Consider the following 19,874-nt stretch of genomic DNA (forward strand, 5'->3'; position numbering starts at 1 on the left):
TGGCCGGGTCCGCCTTTTTCAGCCTCCACAAGCAGAAGGATGAAGTCGTGTCCGAGGAACGCAGCGGCGCTGCGATATTGGTCGAGTGCCTGGTTCGCCAGGGTGTCGAGTTCGTGTTCGGCTACCCGGGCGGCGCGGTGCTGCCGATCTACGACGAGCTGTTCAGCGACGAGCGGCTGCGCCACATCCTGGTGCGGCACGAAGCCGGCGCCGCGCATGCCGCCGAAGGCTATGCCCGCTCCACCGGCAAGCCAGGCGTGGTCCTCGTCACGTCCGGCCCGGGCGCGACGAACGCGATCACCGGGATCGCCGACGCATTCATGGACTCGATCCCGATGGTGGTCATCACCGGGCAGGTCGCGACGAACCTGATCGGCACCGACGCGTTCCAGGAAGCCGACACGATCGGACTGACCCGCCACTGCACCAAGCACAACTACCTGGTGAAGGACCCGTCCGAACTGGCGGCGACGATCGACGAAGCATTCGAGATCGCCACCACCGGCCGCCCCGGCCCGGTGCTGGTCGACATTCCGAAGAACGTCCAGGTCGCCACCGCGGCGCTCTCCGACGCGCCGGTCCAGCGCCCGAAGCGCTACGTGCCGCGCACCACCGCCGCCGCGGACGAGATCGCCCAGGCGATCGAGATGCTGGCCAATGCCAAGGCTCCGGTCTTCTACACCGGCGGCGGCGTGATCAACTCCGGCCCGCGCGCGAGCGAACTGCTGCGCGAACTGCAGGCCCTCACTGGCGCGCCGGTCACGTCCACCCTGATGGGCCTCGGCGCCTTCCCGGCCGACCATCCTGACTGGCTCGGCATGCTCGGCATGCACGGCACGTACGAAGCCAACATGGCGATGAACCAGTGCGACCTGATGGTGAACATCGGCGCCCGCTTCGACGACCGCGTGACCGGCCGCCTCGATGCGTTCTCGCCGGACTCCAAGAAGATCCACATCGATATCGATCGTGCCTCGATCAACAAGATCGTCTCTGTCGACGTCGGGATCGTCGGCGACTGCACCACCGTCCTGGAGCAGCTGATCGAAGCCTGGGGCAGCCGCAAGCCGCAGGATCTCACGGAATGGAAAGCGCGCGTCGCCGGCTGGAAGGCGCGCGACAGCCTGGCCTACCCGCACCGCACGGACTCGATCATGCCGCAGTTCGCCGTCCAGCGGCTGTTCGAGCTGACGCGCGAGTATGACCCGATCATCACCACCGAAGTCGGCCAGCACCAGATGTGGGCGGCGCAGTACTTCGGCTTCTTCGGCCCGAACCGCTGGCTGACCAGCGGCGGCCTCGGCACGATGGGCTACGGCATGCCCGCCGCGATCGGCGCGCAGCTCGGCAATCCGGGCAAGCTGGTGATCGACATCGCCGGCGAGGCTTCGATCCAGATGAACATCCAGGAGATGGGCACGGCGAGCCAGTTCCGCCTGCCGATCAAGGTCTTCATCCTCAACAACGAGTACATGGGCATGGTCCGCCAGTGGCAGGAACTGACCTATGAAAGCCGCTATTCGAACTCCTACTCCGACAGCCTGCCCGATTTCGTGCACCTGGCCGAAGCCTATGGCTGGAAAGGCATCCGGATCGAGAGCGAAGCCGACCTCGACGCCGGGATCCGCGCGATGATCGAGCACGACGGGCCGGTGATGGTCGACTGCCGCGTGTCGCAGGACGCAAACTGCTTCCCGATGATCCCGAGCGGCGCGGCGCACACCGACATGCTGCTCTACGGCGACCAGGTCGCCGGCACGATGGCAGACGAAGCGAAGGCGCTGGTGTGATGAAGATCGAGCAGTCACAAACCGAACGTCACGTCCTGACCGTAACCGTCGACAACGAGGCCGGCATCCTGGCCAAGATCGCCGGGCTGTTCACCGCCCGCGGCTACAATATCGACAGCCTGACCGTGGCCGACATCAGCGAAGACCACGCGGTCAGCCGCATCACCATCGCCACCAAAGGCCCGCCGCCGGTTATCGACCAGATCATGGCGCAGCTCGAGCGGCTCGTGCCGGTGCACAAAGTCACTGACCTCACTGAGGCCGGCCCGCATGTCGAGCGCGAGCTGGCGCTGGTGAAAGTCGCCGGCAAGGGCGAGCACCGGGTCGAGGCGCTGCGCATCGCCGACGTGTTCCGCGCGAAAGTGGTCGACACGACCACCGAGAGCTTCGTGTTCGAGCTGACCGGCACGAGCGACAAGATCGACAGCTTCGTCACCCTGATGCGCGAGCTCGGGCTGGTCGAGGTCGGCCGCTCCGGCATCGTGGGCATGATCCGCGGCGCCGAGGGGGCGTAGAACAAGTTTGACAACACGCGTCGTCCCGGGCTTGACCCGGGACCGGTGGCCGCCAGGGCGGCGCGTATCCGACAGCGATCCCGGCGCTCGCCGGGATGACGAGAAAGAGTGAGTGAGATGAAAGTTTACTACGACGCCGACGCCGATCTCAGCCTGATCACCGACAAGAAGGTCGCCGTGCTCGGCTATGGCAGCCAGGGCCACGCCCATGCCCAGAACCTGCGTGACTCGGGCGTCAAGGACGTCGCGATCGCGCTGCGTGCCGGCTCGGCCTCCGCGAAGAAGGCGGAAGGCGCCGGCTTCAAGGTCCTGTCGAACGCGGAAGCCGCCGCATGGGCCGACATCCTGATGGTCCTGGCGCCGGACGAGCACCAGGCGGCGATCTGGGCCGACGACCTCAAGGCCAACATGAAGCCGGGCGCGGCGCTCGCCTTCGCTCACGGCCTCAACGTCCACTTCGGGCTGATCGAACCGCGCGCCGACATCGACGTGATCATGATCGCGCCGAAGGGCCCGGGCCACACCGTCCGCAGCGAGTACCAGAAGGGCGGCGGCGTGCCCTGCCTGATCGCCATCCACCAGGATGCCAGCGGCAACGCGCACGACATCGCCCTCGCCTATGCCAGCGGCGTCGGCGGCGGCCGGTCCGGCATCATCGAGACCAACTTCAAGGAAGAGTGCGAAACCGACCTGTTCGGCGAGCAGGCCGTCCTGTGCGGCGGCATCACCCACCTGATCATGGCCGGGTTCGAAACGCTGGTGGAAGCCGGCTACGCCCCCGAGATGGCCTATTTCGAGTGCCTCCACGAGACGAAGCTGATCGTCGACCTGCTGTACGAAGGCGGCATCGCCAACATGCGCTACTCGATCAGCAACACCGCCGAATACGGCGATTACCACACCGGCCCGCGCGTGATTACGAGCGAGACCAAGGCCGAGATGAAGCGCGTGCTGGAAGACATCCAGGCTGGCCGCTTCGTCCAGCGCTTCATGCTCGACAATGCCGTCGGCAACCCGGAAATGAAGGCCGCCCGCAAGCGCCAGGCCGAGCACCCGATCGAGAAGACCGGCGCCCAGCTTCGCGCGATGATGCCCTGGATCACCGCCAACAAGCTGGTGGACAAGGACAAGAACTGAGGCTGCGACGCTAAGCCCCCTCTCCAAGCGCCGCTAGCCGGAGCTGGGGAGGGGGCGGCCGGGCGGAACCTCACCCCAGGCGGCCCGTTGCAATCGGGAACAGCCGGAGGCGTCCCGTGAGAGCAAAGCCCGCATCCGCCATCCTCGCGGTAACCTTCGCTGCGCTGCTGGGCGCCTGCGAGGCGCAGGACGAGGCCGCCACGCAGGCGAGCAGCGCCGAGCAGAGCGCTCCCGCCGCCACCGAAGCCGGCGCCAAGACCAACCCGGAATCGCCGATCGACGAAGCCTCCCCGGCGTTCAACGCCAACGAACCGGACGCGAGCACCTGCGGCGCCGACAAGCTCGACCGCTGGCTGAACGTGCTGCCGACCGAGACCGTCAGGAACGAGATCGCGGATGCCGTCGGGCACGACCGCATTCGCTACATCGCCCCGGGTGACGTCGTGACGATGGACCTGCGGCCCGACCGGCTCAACGTCGAAACCGGCGAGGACGGGCGCATAAGGCTGTTCCGCTGCGGCTGACGCGCCTTCCGCAGCATCTCGCGACGCTTGATGGTAGACAATGTCAACCGGACGCGCCACACTCCCGCCAAACATCCAACGGGAGTGAACCATGCGCATTTCGAAACTCGTCCTTGCCGCCGCAGCCGGCGCCGCCGCCCTTACCTTCGGCACGCTCCATGCGCAGGGTGGAGCGCCGCAGTTGCCGGGCCAGGTCGACGCCAGCCGGGTCGAAGCCGGCACCTATCAGGTCGATCCCAACCACACGCTGGTCGGCTGGCGGGCGAATCACTTCGGCTTCAACGACTACTTCGGGATCTTCGGCAACGTCACCGGGACGCTGGAAATCGATCCGGCCAACCCGAACGCGGCCAAGCTCGACGTCACGGTTCCGATCGCCTCGGTCGTCACCGCCAGCGCCGGCCTGACGGATCACCTCACGCGCGCGGGCAAGGACGGCGCTGCTCCGGACTTCTTCGGCGCCGATCCGGCTCCGGCTCGCTTTGTGTCGACGAAGGTCGAATCGACCGGCGGCACGACAGCTAACATCACCGGAAACCTGACCATGAACGGCGTCACCAAGCCGGTCGTGATCGCTGCCGAGTTCACCGGCGCCGGCGCCAACCCGATGAGCCAGGTGAAGACCGTCGGCTTCGAGGGCCGCACCTCGATCAAGCGGAGCGACTGGGGCGTCAAGTTCGCGGTTCCGATGGTGTCGGATGAAGTCGAGCTCGACATTTCGGCCGCCTTCGAAAAGCGCTGAGGAACTTTTCGCGGCCGCCTGCCTTTCGTGGGGCATGGCGGCCGCACCCCTCAAGCACTGGGCAATCCTGACCGGTTTGCTCCTGACAGCCTGCGGCGATGCCGCGCAAGGCCCCGCCGGCGCCGACCCCGTGGCGGCAGCCGGCGATCCGGACACGGCAGTCGCAAGTGCCGCCGACCCCGCGCCCAGCCCGGTCCATCCGACGATGACATCGCCCGTGGGCCCCGCGGTTCCTTCCGACTGCAATGCACCCAAGGCCGAACCGTTCATTGGCCAGACCGCGACGCCGGCTGTGCGCGAGCGCCTCGCCGCGGCAGTCGCGCCGATCGCCACGATCCGCTGGGTCGGCCCGGGCCAGGCGACGACCGAGGACTACAGTCCGCAGCGCCTCAATGTCATGCTCGACGTCGGCGGAGCGATCACCGAAGTCCATTGCGGGTAGACAAACCGCGGCGCCTCTCCCATATGCCGCAGGCATGTACCGCCGCGACATCCTAGCGCTGCTTCGACTTACGCGCCCTTAGGCGCGTCCCCTGCCCGTGCCCAACGATGGGCCCGCGGGCAACCTGCCTAAGGGCCATTCACCAACACGTCGAAATCGCCGCGCGGATGCTTGCCGCGCGGCCTCCATGCAACAAGGCACTTTCCCGATGGCGATGCTCAGCGATCCGAGCCGCAAGTACAGGCCCTTCCCGCAGGTCCCATTGCCCGACCGGCAATGGCCCTCGCGCATGATCACCCAGCCGCCGCGCTGGCTGTCGACCGACCTCCGCGACGGCAACCAGGCGATCGTCGACCCGATGGACGGGGTGAAGAAGAACCGCTTCTTCGATCTCCTCGTGGAGATCGGCGTGAAGGAGATCGAGGTCGGCTTCCCGAGCGCGGGGCAGACCGAATTCGACTTCATCCAGGGCCTCGTCCGATCCGGAAAGATCCCCGATGACGTGATCGTCCAAGTGCTGACCCAGTCGCGCGAGGACCTGATCCGCACCAGCTTCGCCAGCCTGGAAGGCGCGCGCGCGGCGATCGTCCACCTCTACAACGCGGTCAGCCCCGCCTGGCGCGAGATCGTCTTCCGCATGACGCCCGAGGAAGTGCGCGAAGTGGCGGTCAAAGGCGCAAAGGTCATGCGCGACGAGGCGGGCCGGCGGCCGGACACGGACTGGCACTTCCAGTATTCGCCGGAAACGTTCTCGACCGCCGAGCTCGATTTCTCGATCTCGGTCTGCGAAGCGGTGATGGACGTGCTGCAGCCGACGCCCGAGCGGCCGATCATCCTCAACTTGCCGGCAACGGTCGAGGCGGCGACGCCGAACGTCTACGCCGACCAGATCGAGTACTTCTGCCGCAACCTGCCGAACCGCGAGAGCGCGGTGATCAGCCTGCACACCCACAACGACCGCGGCACCGGGGTGGCCGCGGCCGAGCTGGGGCTGATGGCCGGCGCCGACCGGATCGAAGGCTGTCTGTTCGGCAACGGCGAGCGCACGGGCAACTGCTGCCTGGTGACGGTCGCTCTCAACATGTACACGCAAGGCATCGACCCTGGGCTCGATTTCTCCGACATCGACCGGATCATCGAGACCGTGGAGTACTGCAACCAGCTCCCGGTCCACGAACGCCATCCGTACGGCGGCGAGCTGGTCTTCACCGCCTTTTCCGGCAGCCACCAGGACGCCATCAAGAAGGGCTTCGCGGCGCAGGAACAGCGCAACGACGAGCTGTGGCGCGTGCCCTACCTGCCGATCGACCCGGCCGACCTCGGCCGCAGCTACGAGGCGGTGATCCGCGTCAACTCGCAGTCCGGCAAAGGCGGTTTCGCCTGGGTGCTGGAGCAGGACCAGGGCCTCAAGCTGCCCAAGAAACTGCAGGCGGACTTCTCCAGGCACGTCCAGCGCCTCGCCGACGAGCTGGGCCGCGAGCTCAACGCCGCCGACATCTGGCAGGTGTTCCGCGAAGCCTATTTCGTGAAGGTGGAGAAGCGCCGCTTCCGCCTGGTGGACTTCGAGGAGACCCGTGCCGGCGACGGAGACCGGATCTTCACCGGGACGATCGAAGTCGACGGGCAGGAGCAGAGCGTCAGCGGGCGCGGCAAGGGGTTGATTTCCTCCGTGCTCGCGACGCTGAAGGAGGCGTTCGGGCTCGAGCTCGAAGTGGCCGATTACTCCGAGCATGCGCTCGGCACCGGCACCGATGCCCGGGCGGCGGCGTACCTCGAATGCACCCTGCCCGATGGCCGCGTGGTCTGGGGCGTCGGCATCGACCAGGACGTCGCCACGGCCAGCGTCCGCGCCATCCTCAGCGCCGCCAACGGGGCGAGCCGAAGCGCCGCCTAGCCACCCTCGCCGGAACTGCGCTATGCAGGTTCCGTTGAGAGCTCGAAACGTTTCGATCGGGAGACCCGCAATGCGCATACTCACTTTGGCCACACTGACCGCCGGCCTTGCCCTCGTCGGCTGCTCCGAACGCACGCAGGACAACGCGGAAGAAATGGTCGAATCCGCCGCCGCCGACGCCGCCGCCAACACCGAGCAGGTCCTCGAGGAAGGCGCCGAAGCCGCGGGCAACGCCGCCGAAAACCTCGACCAGGAAGCCGCCGAAGCCGAAGCCGACGTCCAGAACGAGCCGACTGCCGAGGCGCAGGTCGACTGATCGAACGCTCGGTCACCGCACCTGTTGATTGCGCCGCCTAAACCGGCGCCCTCCCCTGTTGCCGTGAGCGCTACTGCGGTAGGTCGTGCGCATGGCGACCCGTGCGGCAGTATTCGGCGTAGAAACCTCCCTCAGCGGCAAGGCCTGGCGCTGGCGCGTCGGCAACATGGAGCTTGAGGCGGGCGCAGGCGGACTGGAACACGGCATCGTCGACCAGTTGCTGATGGGCCGCGGGATCGTGCGCGAGGAGCTGGCGCTGCACCGGCAGCCCAGCCTGCGCAGCTTCCTGCCCGACCCGTCGATCTTCAACGACATGGATACGGCCGCCGACCGGCTGGCTGAAGCCGTGCTGACGAACGAGCAGGTCACCGTCTACGGCGACTACGACGTCGACGGCGCGACCAGCGCGGCGCTGCTGATCCGCCTGCTGCGCATGCTGGGCCACGATGCACGCTACTACATCCCCGACCGCCTGCTCGAAGGCTACGGCCCTAGCGGTGAGGCGCTCGTGCGGCTCGGCGCGGAAGGGTCCAGCCTCGTCGTGACGGTCGACTGCGGGGCGATGGCATTCGACGCACTGGCCGCGGCGCACAACGCCGGGATCGACGTGATCGTGGTCGATCACCACAAATGCGCCGCCGAGCTTCCGCGCACGTTCGCGCTGGTCAACCCGAACCGGCAGGACGAGGCCGAGGATGCCGCCGGCCACGGGCATCTCGCCGCAGTCGGCGTCGCCTTCCTGCTGGCGGTGGCCGTGGTTCGCACATTGCGCCGGCGCGGCTACTTCGAGAACCGCAAGGAGCCCGACCTGTTCTCCCTGCTCGACCTCGTCGCGCTCGGCACTGTGGCCGACGTCGCCGCGATCCGCGGGCTCAACCGGGCGTTCGTCGCCCAGGGGCTCAAGGTGATGGCCCACCGGCGCAACATCGGCATGGCCGCGCTAATCGACGTCAGTAGGCTGACCCGCCCGCCGAGCTGCAGCGACTGCGGCTTCGCCCTGGGGCCGCGAATCAACGCCGGCGGCCGGGTCGGAGAAGCGACGCTCGGCGTGCGTCTGCTGACCACCGAGGATCCCGACGAGGCGCGGGCGATCGCCGAGCAGTTGTCCGTGCTCAACGAGGAGCGCCGCGGCATCGAGGCGATGGTGCAGGAAGCGGCCGAGCAGCAGGTCGCGGCGCAGCACAACCGCGCCGTGCTGACCCTGGCCGGGCGCGGGTGGCACCCCGGCGTGATCGGCATCGTCGCCGGCCGAATCAAGGAGAAGACCGGCAAGCCGGCCCTTGTCATCGCGCTCGACGAGGAAACGGGCCAGGGCAAGGGCTCGGGCCGTTCGATCTCCGGCGTCGATCTTGGAGCTGCAATCATCGGCGCCAAGGACAAAGGCCTGCTGGTCGCCGGCGGCGGGCACGCGATGGCCGCAGGCTTGACGATCGACGCGGACAGGCTCGACGCGTTTGCCACCTGGATCGACGGCCAACTCGCCCCGGCCGTCGCGCGCGCCTCGACCGAACAGGCGATGACGCTCGACCTTGCGCTGGCGCCGGGCGGGCTCACGCCGGGACTGGTCGAGACGCTCGAGAGCGCGGGGCCTTTCGGCGTCGGCTGGCCCGCGCCGCGCCTGGCAGTGGGGCCGGTGAGGCTGGTGCGCGCGGAGTTGGTCGGCAGCGATCACGTCCGCCTGATCGCCGGCGGACAGGACGGCGCGTCGTTCAAGGCGATCGCCTTCCGCGCCGCCGAATCCCCGATGGGCCAGGCGCTGCTGCACGGTTCCGCCGGACGGCGCCTGTGGCTCGCCGGTCGCGCGAAGATCGACGACTGGGGCAGCCGCCCGCAGGCGGAACTGCACCTCGAAGACGCTGCCTGGGCAGATTGATCGCAAAGCGTTCGGTAGCGGGTTGACCATAGGCCTGCACCCCCCTAAGTGCCCGCCACGCACCGAGACGGCCCCTTCGTCTAGCGGTTAGGACGCGGCCCTTTCACGGCTGAAACACGGGTTCGATTCCCGTAGGGGTCACCATCGGCGCGCGCTATGCCTCAGCGGCATGGCCCCTTCGTCTAGCGGTTAGGACGCGGCCCTCTCACGGCTGAAACACGGGTTCGATTCCCGTAGGGGTCACCAGGCGAGAACGCCCTCACATCCAGTTCGGCTCCAAGCTCCGGCATCTTCCGGCCACGCATGCCCGCGGCGAATGAAGCTCGAGGGTCCGCAGCGCCGCCGGGCGCTAGTGACCGTGACCGTCTTGCCAATGCTCGGGGGCCGCATCTTCGGCCCAGATCACGAACGTGGTCACCTGCGTATCGCCGCCGAGGTCTCTCACGAAGACTCTCGGCCGACCTCTCCTATCCGTGGCAACCGATCGGCCCCACTCGCTGCGGACATGGCCGATGCCTCTGCTCGGCGGCGCCGCGGCAGGTGCTCTCGGGGCTCGGGCGGTGCTCGTGTTGCTTGTCGGCTTGGTCGACGTAAGCTGCGTGCTGTCGAGGTGGTTGTAGATCAACGCCAGTTGATCCAGATCGTGCTGATTGGCCCGCTCATTGTTGAGCGTGCCGTTCGTACCTTTGGTGCCGCTCGGATCTCGACTGTAGTCCATGCAGGACCCCAGGTTCCGGTTCGACATGTCGACATCCTGGTGGTCCAGCCCCAACGTGTGGCCAATCTCCTGGCACATGACGGAGCGGCGCCAGGCCGGCGTGTTGTAGGCAACCTGGGAGAAGTAGGTGTCGTTCAGCTTGGCGGTGCCCTGCACGACATGGCCGCCGCTCGACCAGACTTGACCGAGGCCTAGCCAGCCCGTGGCACCGTATGACGCATTGCAGACTTCGACGCGGCCATAAGTCGGAGCACACGCGACCGGATCCTTTCCGCCGCTCGCGACGACGGTGTCCAGCGCGGCAGCTCGGGACCAGTCGACTGCGGCGGCTTGCAGGTGGGCGTCCCAGGCCGTGCCCACGTTGTCGCCCAGGCGTATGCTCAAGGGTCCTGTTCGAGACCAGTGATAGGTCGACCAGGAGTGGTTGGCCGTAGCGGGAAATACCGCAAGCACGGCCAACGAGGCGGCGCCGACTGCTGACAAACATGCGCGAGCGGCAAAGCGAGGAAAACGAGGAGCGGTCATCCTGGCGATCCTTATTCAGGTGGTCCGCTAACGTCCCGTTCGAGCACGAGTTCCAATGCCGCTTGCCCGTTAAGTATATGTATTCGCTACGGGTGATGGCCTAGGCGGCTTTCGGGCGGCGTCACCGACCTTCACGCGTCAGAACTGTTGGCGCATCCCGAACACGATGCTGCGGCCACGCAGCGGCGACTGGTTCTTCACGAACGAGGTGTGCGAGAGCGCCAGTTCATTGGTGAAGTTCGTCCCCCTCGCATAGAGTTCGGCGTACTTGCCCGAGCCCCTGTCGAACCGATAGGCCAGCGTGGCGTTGACCATGTCGTAGCCGCCCGTCCGCGTCTCATAGGATGCAGAGCGGTTCTGCGCGAAAGTGCGGTAGTACTCCGCGTCTGCCGAGATCGGGCCGAGCGCCCATTCGTACCGCCCGCCCAGCCGCCCCGGCGAGATGCGCGGCAGGTTGTCGTTCCCGTCTTTCAACCTGGCGCCGACATAGTCGCCGAACACGGTCAGGCGCGAAACGGGCGAGAGGCGGTAGCCGGCCTGGCCGTCGATGCCGGTGAAGCGCGCGTCGGCGGCGGTGTAGAGCAGGTAATTGTGCGGAATGCCGGATTCGCTGTCGGTTTCGATCAGGCGCGCGAAAACGTAGTCGTCGATCTCCTGGCGGAACAGGCCGATCTCGAACTCCAGCGGACCACCCCGCTTGCGCACGGTGAGGTCGATCGAGCGCGCCGTTTCAAGGACATCGGTGCGACTCTCGGGAAACGAGGACGATGCGCGCCGCGACTGCGTGAGGCCGACCTCATAGCTGTTGGTGGCAAGATTGTTGCCGTAGGCATAGAGCTCGCGAAGGTTCGGCGCCCGCTCGGTCCGCGCGAGCGATAGCGCGACCGAATACCCGCCGTCGAGGTCCCAGGTCGCGCCAAGCGAAGCAGAAAGCGGTCCGTTCTTCGTGCCGGGATTGTTGCGGGCATAAAGCTTGATCGCATCCTCCCGCATGGCATTGCGCCAGTCCGGGCCATAGATCTGGAGGAGGAGGGGGAGGTAGATGGCTTCCAGTTCAGGCGACAGGATCACCACGAACTGCCCCGGCGGCAAGCTGATGTCGCGCCAATCCTTGCGAATGCCGAGCTCGACATGGACGGGCCCGAACGAGCGACGCTCGCTGAGGAACATGCCGACGTTCTTGGTCACGTGGTCGTAAGGCGGGACGAAGTCGAAGAAGCCGAACAGCTCCGCATCCTCCGTCAGAAGGTCGTCCAGGATATGCAGGTCATTGATGTTGAGGCCGGTGAAAGTCCCGTGCGTATATTGCACGCCGAACGTACCTGTGGATCCCAGCAGCGGCTTGTGGGTCAGTTCGATGCGCCCATCATGGACTTCGTTGGTATAGTGCGAGAAGAGAGCCGGCCCGTCGATCTCGTCGTGCCGGTAATCCGTGTAGGAGCCTCGCAGCCGGACACGGTAGAACCCCGGAAGCAGATCGGCGTAGTCCGCCCGCACATCCACCCTCTCGCTGCGCAGCTTGATGGAGGCGGTGTGGTCGTCCGATGAACCGAAGTAGTCGGTGAACTCGTCATGCGCTGCGCAATGAAGATCGGGGCCACCGTGGGTATGGCAAACGGCGTTGCGGTGTGAATGCCCCGGCAGGCCATAGTCGCTGTCCTGCCGTGTATAGGCGGCGCCGATATAGCCCTTGGGCGTGATCAACGACGCGCCGAAGCTGTAGCTCGATCCATCGGCGAAGGAGTCCTTGAGCTTGTCGGTGCCGAAAGCGTTGGGCACCTCGTAGTCCTCGCCGGCATGCCACGACCCTTCGGCATGCACCGCAAACCGGCCGAGGCCGGAGGTGACGCGGCCGACGATCGTCTTCTCCTCGTCCCCGGTGCCAAGCCGGAACTCCATCGCGCCGGAATATCCGCGCTCCGGCACGGCCTTGGGCACTTTGCCGTCGATCAGATTGATCGCGCCGTTGAGTGCATTGCCGCCATAGCGGATGGCGGCGGGCCCGCGCTGGATCTCGATCGCGTCGAGCAGCAGCGGATCGGTGGCGATGGCATGATCGGGCGAGACCGACGAGGCGTCGAACAGATTGGCTCCGTCGGACAGGATCTCGATCCGCGGCAGCGTCTGGCCGCGGATCACCGGGCGCGAAGCCCCGCCGCCGAAGTTGTCGAGGTGCACGCCCGGCAGCCCGGCGAGCGTCTCGCCCAGCCCGCCCTGCCGGCGATGGGCGAGTTCGTCGCCCGTTAGAACCCGGACAGGCGTGGTAGCCGGCATGTCGGGCGAGGTCAGCGAACCGGCGGTGACGATAATGTCGCCGGCGCGCGTGTCCCGATCCTGCTCAGTGTCCTCTGCAGCGGCCTCTTCCGCGATCGCTGCGACCGACAGCATGGTCACCGCCGCGGCCGCAGACAGAAGGCTGACACGCGTCCCGGCCCGATTGGCAGATGTTTTACCCATACGATTTCGATCCCCCCAACCGACTCGTCCCTCGGGGTACGATATACTATATCTCGAAAGGGTCAAACGGCTGGAGGGCAGTCCTGATTGCGCAACTTCCAAGCAGGGCTAAAGGCAGGCGAGATGTCAGCCGCCAGTCGAAGTACGGCCGAGTGTAAGGGCACCCTATATCATCAGTCAGGCGCCAGGGGCGGTGTGCTCGGGCGCAGTTCAGGCATAGCTGATCCAGCCGCGCCAGGTGAACGCCGCGTAGAACAACGCAGGATCCGAGAACCCGGCTTCGCACAGGATCGCCTCGTCCTGGTCAGGGTCCAGCAGCGGAAGGTGCGCGTCCACGGTCGCGCACATCTTCTCCACCTGTTCGGGATTGGCGCCCGACGCACGCGCAAAAGCGCCGTAGCGCGACAGCCAGAGCGCGCGGGCACCCCTCGATTGCGGGAAGCTGGAATGCGCCGCCACGAATGGCGCACCTGGCTTGAGCCGGCGGTGCAGTTCGCGCACCGTGCGCGAGCGTTCGGCGTCCTCGAGAAAATGCAGCGTCAGCAGACAGGCCGCGCCGTCGAAGGGCCCTTCGGGCGCATCGTCGATATAGCCTTCGCAGAATATGACTCGGGCAGCGTCGGGGCCGAGTACACGCCGCGCCTCGTCGAGCATGGCCGCGGCCGGATCGACGCCTACGAACGTCCAGCCCGGATGCGCCTCGGCCAGCGCCCGCAGTTCGAGGCCGCCACCGGCACCAAGCACTAGGATGCGGGCATCTTCCGGCGCGCGCTCGGCCAGGAGGATGGCAGTCATGCGATGCAGATCGGCGAAGCCCGGAATAAATCGGTGTGGACCGTCGCCATAGCGCCTCGCATGTTCGGGGTCGTTGAAGGCCGCGAGCATCGCCTGCATCGTTTGGTCATTCGGCATGGACCATCTCCGGATTGCAGGACTGCTTGCGGCCAGCGAGCCGCTCGTGAAAATCGGCGCTCAATTCAGCGAGCGTCACCGCACCGAAGCGCTCCAGCAGAAAAGCCTCGGCACCGTCGAACGCAGGGCCGAGTGCGGCGTTCACAGCCTGCTCCACAAGGCAGCCGGGCGCTTCCGTCCGGTTTCCGATCGCGAGCAGCGAGGGTTCGCCTAGGGCCTCGTAAACGTCCCGCAGAGTGAGGGTCGCAAGATCGCACGCCAGCGTCCAGCCGCCGCCATGCCCCTTTTCGGACCGGACGTAGCCACGGTCACGCAGGCCGGCCATGATCCGGCGTACCACCACGGAATTGGTCGTCATCGCCTTCGCCAGCATCTCGGACGTCATCGGCCCGTCATGCTCCGCCATATGCAGCAGCAGATGCAGCACGCTCGACAATCGGCTGTCTCGTCTCATGTAACATCTAATATTGCTTGAACGGCGGTAGGTCAACCTTGCTGCCTTGCCGGGCCGATCGGCCGGCCAATGAGGCTCCCAGCTTCCAAGATTTCACGTCCTCAGGGCTGGCGCCGGTTCGGGCTCGCCGCTAACGGTCCCGGCCGATGAGCGAGAGCCGAGCGATTCCCTGGCCTGGCATAGGTCTCGCGCTGGCGGCCGGCGTTTTCATGCTGGTTGCGGGCACGGATTTCTGGATCGCGATCGCCGTGGTGGCGATCTGGATCGGGTCGATCTTCCTGTTCACTCCGCCCCCGCCGAGCGCACCCGCGCAAGTCGAAGGGATGCAGCTCACGCGCGACGGGATGCGCGAGTTGATCGAGCATTCGGGCATGCCGCTGCTGCTGCTCGACGGCAGCCGGATCGTTATCGCGAACGTGGAGGCGCGCGAGGTGCTCGGGCGCCATATCCTGGGCCAGGACGCGCGCGTCGCCTTTCGCCATCCGGCGGCGGTCGACCTGCTGGGACGCGACAAGGGCGGCAGCGTCACCGTCCAGGGGCTCACAGGGCCGCGCAGCACGTGGCAGATGACCCGCCAGCCGATCGACGGGCGCTACTGGCTGGTCGAGCTGATCAACCGCACGACCGAAGCCGACATCAGCCGCGCGCACACCGATTTCGTCGCCAACGCCAGCCACGAGCTGCGCACGCCGCTCGCCTCGATCATCGGCTATGTCGAAACGCTCGCCGAAGAAGGCGAGAACGTCGACCCCGACATGGCCGCCAAGTTCCACGACACGGTGCTCAAGGAAGCGCGGCGGCTGCAGAACCTGGTCAACGACCTGATGTCGCTGTCACGCGTCGAGGCGGAGAAGCACGACCAGCCGCGCGACAAGCTCGACCTCGGCGCCCTGACCGAGCGTGCCGCGCGCGACGGCGCAGGGCCGCAGCGGCTCGACCGCCTGGTGCTGCACCGGCCGGAGGAGCCGATCACGGTGCGCGGGGATTCCGACCAGCTCGAACAGGTCGTCCGCAACCTGGTCGACAACGCATTGAAGTACGGAGATCCCGAAGCGCCCGTCGAAGTGAGCCTGGCGCACGGCGAGCGCGACATGGCGGTGCTGGAAGTGCGCGACAGGGGCGAAGGCATCGCGCCGGAGCATCTTCCGCACCTGACACGGCGGTTCTATCGCACCGATCCGGGTCGCAGCCGCGCGGCCGGCGGGACCGGCCTGGGCCTGGCCATTGTCAAGCACATCGTGGAAAGGCATCGTGGCCGCCTCGACATCGCGAGCAAGCGCGGACAAGGCACGATTGTTACCATTCGCATGCCGATGGTCGGAGAAGAGGTCGAGGGCGAATCATGAAGCGGTCACAATTGCGGGACATCGGACCAGAAGCATGATCGGTTTCTCCCCCCTCCCCTCATTCCCGTCCCGCGTGTTCGAAGGCCGGCGCTGAGATGTCAGCCGCGACGCTCCTCCTGCTCGCGCTCGGGCTGGCGCTCGCCGGCTGGCTGGCCGCGCGCGCCCGCGCCTGGAGTTTTAAGCGCGCCGCGCCGCAGCAGCGGCTGGCCGCGCTGCCTTCGTACCACGGCTGGTATGTCGCGCTGTGGATCGCCGTGCCGGTCCTGCTGTTCGTGCTGGTGTGGAACGTCATCGAGCCGCAACTGGTCATGCAGTCCGTGCTGGCGAGCCCGGCGGCCGGGCAACTGCCGGAGTTCGGCATGCAGCGCAGCACGATCCTGGCCGAAGCCCGTGCCGTTGCGGTCGGCTCCGCACCGACGGTGTTCAACCCGGCCGCGGCGCAACTGGTGGAGCCGTTCCGTGAAGCTCTTGCGCGCTATCGCCTGATCGGCGTGATCGTCACCCTGGCCATTGGGCTGCTGTTTGGCGCCTGGGCCTTCCTGCGCCTGAAGCCCGACTTCACGGCGCGGACCCGCGTGGAGCGGACGGTGATGATCGGCTTGCTGATCGCCTCGCTGGTGGCGATCCTGACCACGCTCGGCATCTTCGTCAGCCTGGTGTTCGAGACGGTCCGCTTCTTCGGCATGGTCAGCCCGCTCGACTTCCTGTTCGGCACCCATTGGGGGCCGGACCCGATGAGCAGCCCGGACAATCCGGATCCGGACCGCTACGGCGCGATCCCACTGTTCTGGGGTACGATCTACATCGGCGCGATCATCGCCATGATCGTGGCCATTCCGCTCGGCCTGATGAGCGCGATCTACCTGACGCAGTACGCCTCCCCCGCATGGCGCAAGTGGCTTAAGCCGATGCTGGAGATCCTCGCCGGCGTGCCGACGGTGGTCTACGGTTACTTCGCCGCGCTGACCGTCGCGCCGGCGATCCGTGACCTGGCGGTTGGCATCGGCATCAGCAACGCCTCGAGCGAGAGCGCGCTGGCCGCCGGCCTGGTCATGGGCGTGATGATCATTCCGTTCGTCTCCTCGATGGCCGACGATTCCATCGCCGCCGTGCCGCAGGCGATGCGCGACGGCAGCCTGGCGATGGGCGCCACGACCAACGAGACGATCCGCCGCGTGCTGGTGCCGGCCGCCCTGCCCGGCATCGTCGCCGGGGTGATGCTGGCCATCAGCCGCGCCATCGGCGAAACGATGATCGTGGTGATGGCCGCGGGCGCCGCCGCCAACCTCAGCGCCAATCCGCTGGAGGCGATGACCACGGTCACCTTCCAGATCGTCGCCATGCTCACCGGCGAAGGCAGCTTCGACCACCCAGCGACGCTGAGCGCCTTCGCGCTCGGCTTCGTGCTGTTCCTCGTCACCCTGGGGCTCAACTTCATCGCCCTGCGCGTCGTCAAACGGTTCCGCGAAGCCTATGAGTGACCAGATCTCCCCCACGCGCACGCCCGCTTTCGAAGCGCGGCTGAAGAAGCGCTATGCGGCCGAGCGGCGCTTCAAGGCCGCCGGTCTTGCCGCGATCCTGTTCTCCGTCGCCGTGTTGCTGTTCCTGCTGGTAACGATGACCTACAACGGCATTGGCGGCTTCACCCGGGCCGAGCTTGCCGTGCCGGTCGATTTCCGCGAGGCGGCGCTGAACGTCGATCCATCGATCGAGGACGAGGACGAGATCGTCCGCGCGCTGGAAGCGCAGGGCCTGCCGGCGGTGATCGACTTCTACGCCGAACGCGCACTTGGCGAAGACGGCGCGGCCCAGCTGGCCGGGCAGAGCTGGCGCAATGCGGCGCAGGAGATCGTCGCCAATCCGGCCCTGCTGAACGGCGAAGCCGTGCTGTGGCTGCCGGCCGATGACGATCTGGCCAGTGCCCACAGCGGCGACGGCCAGGCCGCGCTGCAGCCGCTGGCGCGGAGGCTGGCGGAGGAAGGCAAGCTGGCCAATCGGCTAGACCTCGACTTCCTCGCCCGTTCGGACGCCACGGACCCGCAGCAAGTCGGCATCTGGGGCGCGCTCAAGGGCTCGATCCTGACGATGATCGTCACCCTGCTGCTGGCATTCCCGATCGGCGTGCTCGCGGCGCTCTATCTAGAAGAATACGCGCCGAAGAACCGCTGGACCGACGTGATCGAGGTGTCGATCAACAACCTCGCGGCAGTGCCTTCGATCATCTTCGGCCTGCTCGGCCTGGCCGTGTTCCTGACGCTGTTCCCCAACTTGCGTTCCGCCCCGCTGATCGGCGGCATGACCCTGGCGCTGATGACGATGCCGGTGATCGTGATCGCCGGGCGCAACGCCATCAAGGCGGTACCGCCCAGCATTCGCGATGGCGCCATGGCGCTGGGTGCCAGCCCCGTTCAGGTGGTGTTTCACCACGTCCTGCCCCTGGCCCTGCCGGGCATCCTGACCGGCACGATCATCGGCATGGCCCGCGCCCTGGGTGAGACGGCGCCGCTGCTGATGATCGGCATGCGCGCGTTCGTCGCTACCCCGCCTGGCGGCTTCACCGATCCGGCGACCGTGCTGCCGGTGCAGATCTTCCTGTGGTCCGACGAGATCGACCGCGGGTTCGTGGAACGCACCAGCGCCGCGATTATCGTACTCCTGCTGTTCCTGCTGGTCATGAACGGCGTAGCCATCTACCTGCGCAATCGCTTCGAGAAGAAATGGTGACCGAACCAATCGACCAGAACTCCGCCAAGATGCGCGCCCGCGACGTTTCCGTTTTCTACGGGAACAAGAAGGCGATCGACGCCGTCTCGATCGATATCCCGAGCGAGTTCGTCACCGCTTTCATCGGCCCTTCCGGCTGCGGCAAGTCGACCTTCCTGCGCGCGCTCAACCGGATGAACGACACGATCCCGTCGGCGCGGGTCGAAGGCTGCATCGAACTCGACGGGGAGGACATCTATCGTTCCAAGATGGACGTCGTGCAGCTGCGCGCCCGCGTCGGCATGGTGTTCCAGAAGCCGAACCCGTTCCCCAAGTCGATCTACGAGAACATCGCTTACGGGCCGCGCATCCACGGCCTTGCCGAAGGCAAGGCGGAGCTCGACGCGATCGTCGAGAAATCCCTGCGCCGCGCCGGCCTGTGGGAGGAAGTGAAGGACCGCCTGCTCGATTCCGGCACGGCCCTGTCGGGCGGCCAGCAGCAGCGCCTGTGCATCGCCCGGGCTATCGCCGTGCAGCCCGAGGTCATCCTGATGGACGAGCCGTGCTCCGCGCTGGATCCAATCGCCACCGCCAAGATTGAGGAACTGATCGACGAGTTGCGCGGCCGCTACGCCATCGTCATCGTCACGCACTCGATGCAGCAGGCCGCCCGCGTTTCTCAGCGAACGGCCTTCTTCCACCTTGGACATATGGTGGAATACGGCGATACTTCGCAGATCTTCACCAACCCGCACGAGGAGCGGACGAAGGACTACATCACAGGCAGGTACGGTTGATGACGGAACATACGGTCAAGGCGTTCGACGAGGACATCACCCGCCTGCGCGGCATCATCGCCGAAATGGGCGGACTGGCCGAAGTGGCCATCCAGGATGCGATGCAGGCGCTCGTCAGCGCCGACGAGGATCTCGCCCGCCAGGTGGTCGAGCGTGACGTGAAGCTCGACAAGCTCGAGAGCGAAGTCGACGAACTGGCCGTGCGCGTGATCGCCTTGCGCGCCCCGATGGCTGACGATTTGCGCGAAGTGATCGCCGCGCTGAAGATCGGCGGCGTGGTCGAGCGGATCGGCGATTATGCCAAGAACATCGCCAAGCGCGTCGGCCGCATCGAAGGCCGCAAGCGCTTCGAGCCGCTGACCCTGATCCCGGCAATGGCCGAAGTCGCGGCCGAGATGGTCCACGACGTGCTCACCGCCTATGCCGCGCGCGACCCCGTGCTGGCGCGCGAGGTGATCCAGCGCGACGACAAGGTCGACGCGTTCTACGACAGCATCTTCCGCAATCTCGTCAGCCACATGGTCGAGAACCCGGCGACCATCAGCAGCGCGGCGCAATTGCTGTTCATCGCCCGCAACCTGGAACGGATCGGCGACCACGCGACCAACGTGGCGGAGATGGTCCATTACGCCGCGACCGGCACTTATCCGCCTGAAGAGCGGGATCACGACGCCTGACGGTCAAACGCATGTCGTTCGCCTGTCACATGCCTGTAACACACACAGGCGC

Annotated in this window: 18 protein-coding genes and 2 tRNA genes; 16 read left to right on the forward strand and 4 right to left on the reverse strand. The window is 66.7% G+C overall.

Annotated features, from left to right (window positions below; all coding sequences use genetic code 11):
• Window positions 1–47: 47 nt before the first annotated feature.
• The 11 genes from ilvB to GRI75_RS04015 all read left to right on the forward strand — a co-directional run bounded on the left by ilvB (window position 48) and on the right by GRI75_RS04015 (window position 9,479).
• Window positions 48–1,790 carry a biosynthetic-type acetolactate synthase large subunit gene (gene ilvB, locus GRI75_RS03965; protein ID WP_160745666.1) on the forward strand — a complete coding sequence of 581 codons (1,743 nt, stop codon included), beginning with the start codon at window positions 48–50 and terminating at the stop codon, window positions 1,788–1,790.
• Window positions 1,790–2,305, forward strand: coding sequence for an acetolactate synthase small subunit (ilvN, locus tag GRI75_RS03970; RefSeq protein WP_160745667.1), 516 nt, complete (start codon window positions 1,790–1,792; stop codon window positions 2,303–2,305). The genes ilvB and ilvN overlap by 1 nt, the downstream gene beginning before the upstream one ends.
• A gap of 117 nt (window positions 2,306–2,422) precedes the next feature.
• The gene (gene ilvC / locus GRI75_RS03975) at window positions 2,423–3,442 is read left to right on the forward strand and encodes a ketol-acid reductoisomerase (RefSeq protein WP_160745668.1); all 1,020 of its coding nucleotides are present in this window, start codon (window positions 2,423–2,425) and stop codon (window positions 3,440–3,442) included.
• Window positions 3,443–3,558: 116 nt separating this feature from the next.
• The gene (locus tag GRI75_RS14670) at window positions 3,559–3,966 is read left to right on the forward strand and encodes an I78 family peptidase inhibitor (protein WP_160745669.1); all 408 of its coding nucleotides are present in this window, start codon (window positions 3,559–3,561) and stop codon (window positions 3,964–3,966) included.
• A gap of 91 nt (window positions 3,967–4,057) precedes the next feature.
• A complete protein-coding gene (locus GRI75_RS03985; protein WP_160745670.1) occupies window positions 4,058–4,708 on the forward strand; it encodes a YceI family protein in 651 nt (216 codons plus the stop codon).
• Between the two features lie 34 nt (window positions 4,709–4,742).
• Window positions 4,743–5,150, forward strand: a complete 408-nt coding sequence (locus tag GRI75_RS03990) for an I78 family peptidase inhibitor (protein ID WP_160745671.1) — start codon at window positions 4,743–4,745, stop codon at window positions 5,148–5,150.
• A gap of 208 nt (window positions 5,151–5,358) precedes the next feature.
• Complete coding sequence (gene leuA, locus GRI75_RS03995) at window positions 5,359–7,044, forward strand: 2-isopropylmalate synthase (RefSeq protein ID WP_160745672.1); 1,686 nt, start codon at window positions 5,359–5,361, stop codon at window positions 7,042–7,044.
• Window positions 7,045–7,114: 70 nt separating this feature from the next.
• The gene (locus tag GRI75_RS04000; protein ID WP_160745673.1) at window positions 7,115–7,360 is read left to right on the forward strand and encodes a hypothetical protein; all 246 of its coding nucleotides are present in this window, start codon (window positions 7,115–7,117) and stop codon (window positions 7,358–7,360) included.
• A 91-nt stretch (window positions 7,361–7,451) separates the two neighbouring features.
• Window positions 7,452–9,233, forward strand: a complete 1,782-nt coding sequence (gene recJ / locus GRI75_RS04005) for a single-stranded-DNA-specific exonuclease RecJ (protein ID WP_160745674.1) — start codon at window positions 7,452–7,454, stop codon at window positions 9,231–9,233.
• Between the two features lie 69 nt (window positions 9,234–9,302).
• Window positions 9,303–9,377: transfer RNA gene (locus GRI75_RS04010), tRNA-Glu, on the forward strand.
• Between the two features lie 27 nt (window positions 9,378–9,404).
• Window positions 9,405–9,479 (forward strand) — tRNA-Glu (locus tag GRI75_RS04015).
• Between the two features lie 103 nt (window positions 9,480–9,582).
• On the opposite strand, the gene GRI75_RS04020 is transcribed toward GRI75_RS04015, so the two are convergent.
• From GRI75_RS04020 to GRI75_RS04035, 4 genes are all read right to left on the reverse strand, one after another.
• The gene (locus GRI75_RS04020; RefSeq protein ID WP_160745675.1) at window positions 9,583–10,476 is read right to left on the reverse strand and encodes a zinc metalloprotease; all 894 of its coding nucleotides are present in this window, start codon (window positions 10,474–10,476) and stop codon (window positions 9,583–9,585) included.
• 138 nt (window positions 10,477–10,614) lie between these two features.
• Complete coding sequence (locus GRI75_RS04025) at window positions 10,615–12,933, reverse strand: TonB-dependent receptor (protein ID WP_160745676.1); 2,319 nt, start codon at window positions 12,931–12,933, stop codon at window positions 10,615–10,617.
• Window positions 12,934–13,143: 210 nt separating this feature from the next.
• On the reverse strand, window positions 13,144–13,827 hold the full coding sequence (locus GRI75_RS04030) for a class I SAM-dependent methyltransferase (protein WP_202389585.1): 684 nt from the start codon (window positions 13,825–13,827) through the stop codon (window positions 13,144–13,146).
• 7 nt (window positions 13,828–13,834) lie between these two features.
• Entirely contained in the window at window positions 13,835–14,299 is a 465-nt protein-coding gene (locus GRI75_RS04035) for an Rrf2 family transcriptional regulator (RefSeq protein ID WP_160745999.1), read from the reverse strand.
• Between the two features lie 146 nt (window positions 14,300–14,445).
• Here GRI75_RS04035 and GRI75_RS04040 point away from each other — a divergent pair, with 146 nt between their 5' ends.
• From GRI75_RS04040 to phoU, 5 genes are all read left to right on the forward strand, one after another.
• Window positions 14,446–15,645, forward strand: a complete 1,200-nt coding sequence (locus tag GRI75_RS04040; RefSeq protein ID WP_160745678.1) for a sensor histidine kinase — start codon at window positions 14,446–14,448, stop codon at window positions 15,643–15,645.
• 95 nt (window positions 15,646–15,740) lie between these two features.
• Window positions 15,741–17,126, forward strand: coding sequence for a phosphate ABC transporter permease subunit PstC (pstC, locus tag GRI75_RS04045; RefSeq protein WP_160745679.1), 1,386 nt, complete (start codon window positions 15,741–15,743; stop codon window positions 17,124–17,126).
• The gene (gene pstA, locus GRI75_RS04050; RefSeq protein WP_160745680.1) at window positions 17,119–18,369 is read left to right on the forward strand and encodes a phosphate ABC transporter permease PstA; all 1,251 of its coding nucleotides are present in this window, start codon (window positions 17,119–17,121) and stop codon (window positions 18,367–18,369) included. The genes pstC and pstA overlap by 8 nt, the downstream gene beginning before the upstream one ends.
• Window positions 18,363–19,145 (forward strand): phosphate ABC transporter ATP-binding protein PstB, encoded by a 783-nt coding sequence (gene pstB / locus GRI75_RS04055; protein ID WP_160745681.1) that lies wholly within the window; start codon window positions 18,363–18,365, stop codon window positions 19,143–19,145. Before pstA ends, pstB begins: the two co-directional genes overlap by 7 nt.
• A complete protein-coding gene (phoU, locus tag GRI75_RS04060) occupies window positions 19,145–19,822 on the forward strand; it encodes a phosphate signaling complex protein PhoU (protein ID WP_202389586.1) in 678 nt (225 codons plus the stop codon). The genes pstB and phoU overlap by 1 nt, the downstream gene beginning before the upstream one ends.
• Window positions 19,823–19,874: the final 52 nt, after the last annotated feature.

Source organism: Croceibacterium soli (assembly GCF_009828065.1).
GTDB classification, from domain to species: domain Bacteria; phylum Pseudomonadota; class Alphaproteobacteria; order Sphingomonadales; family Sphingomonadaceae; genus Croceibacterium_B; species Croceibacterium_B soli.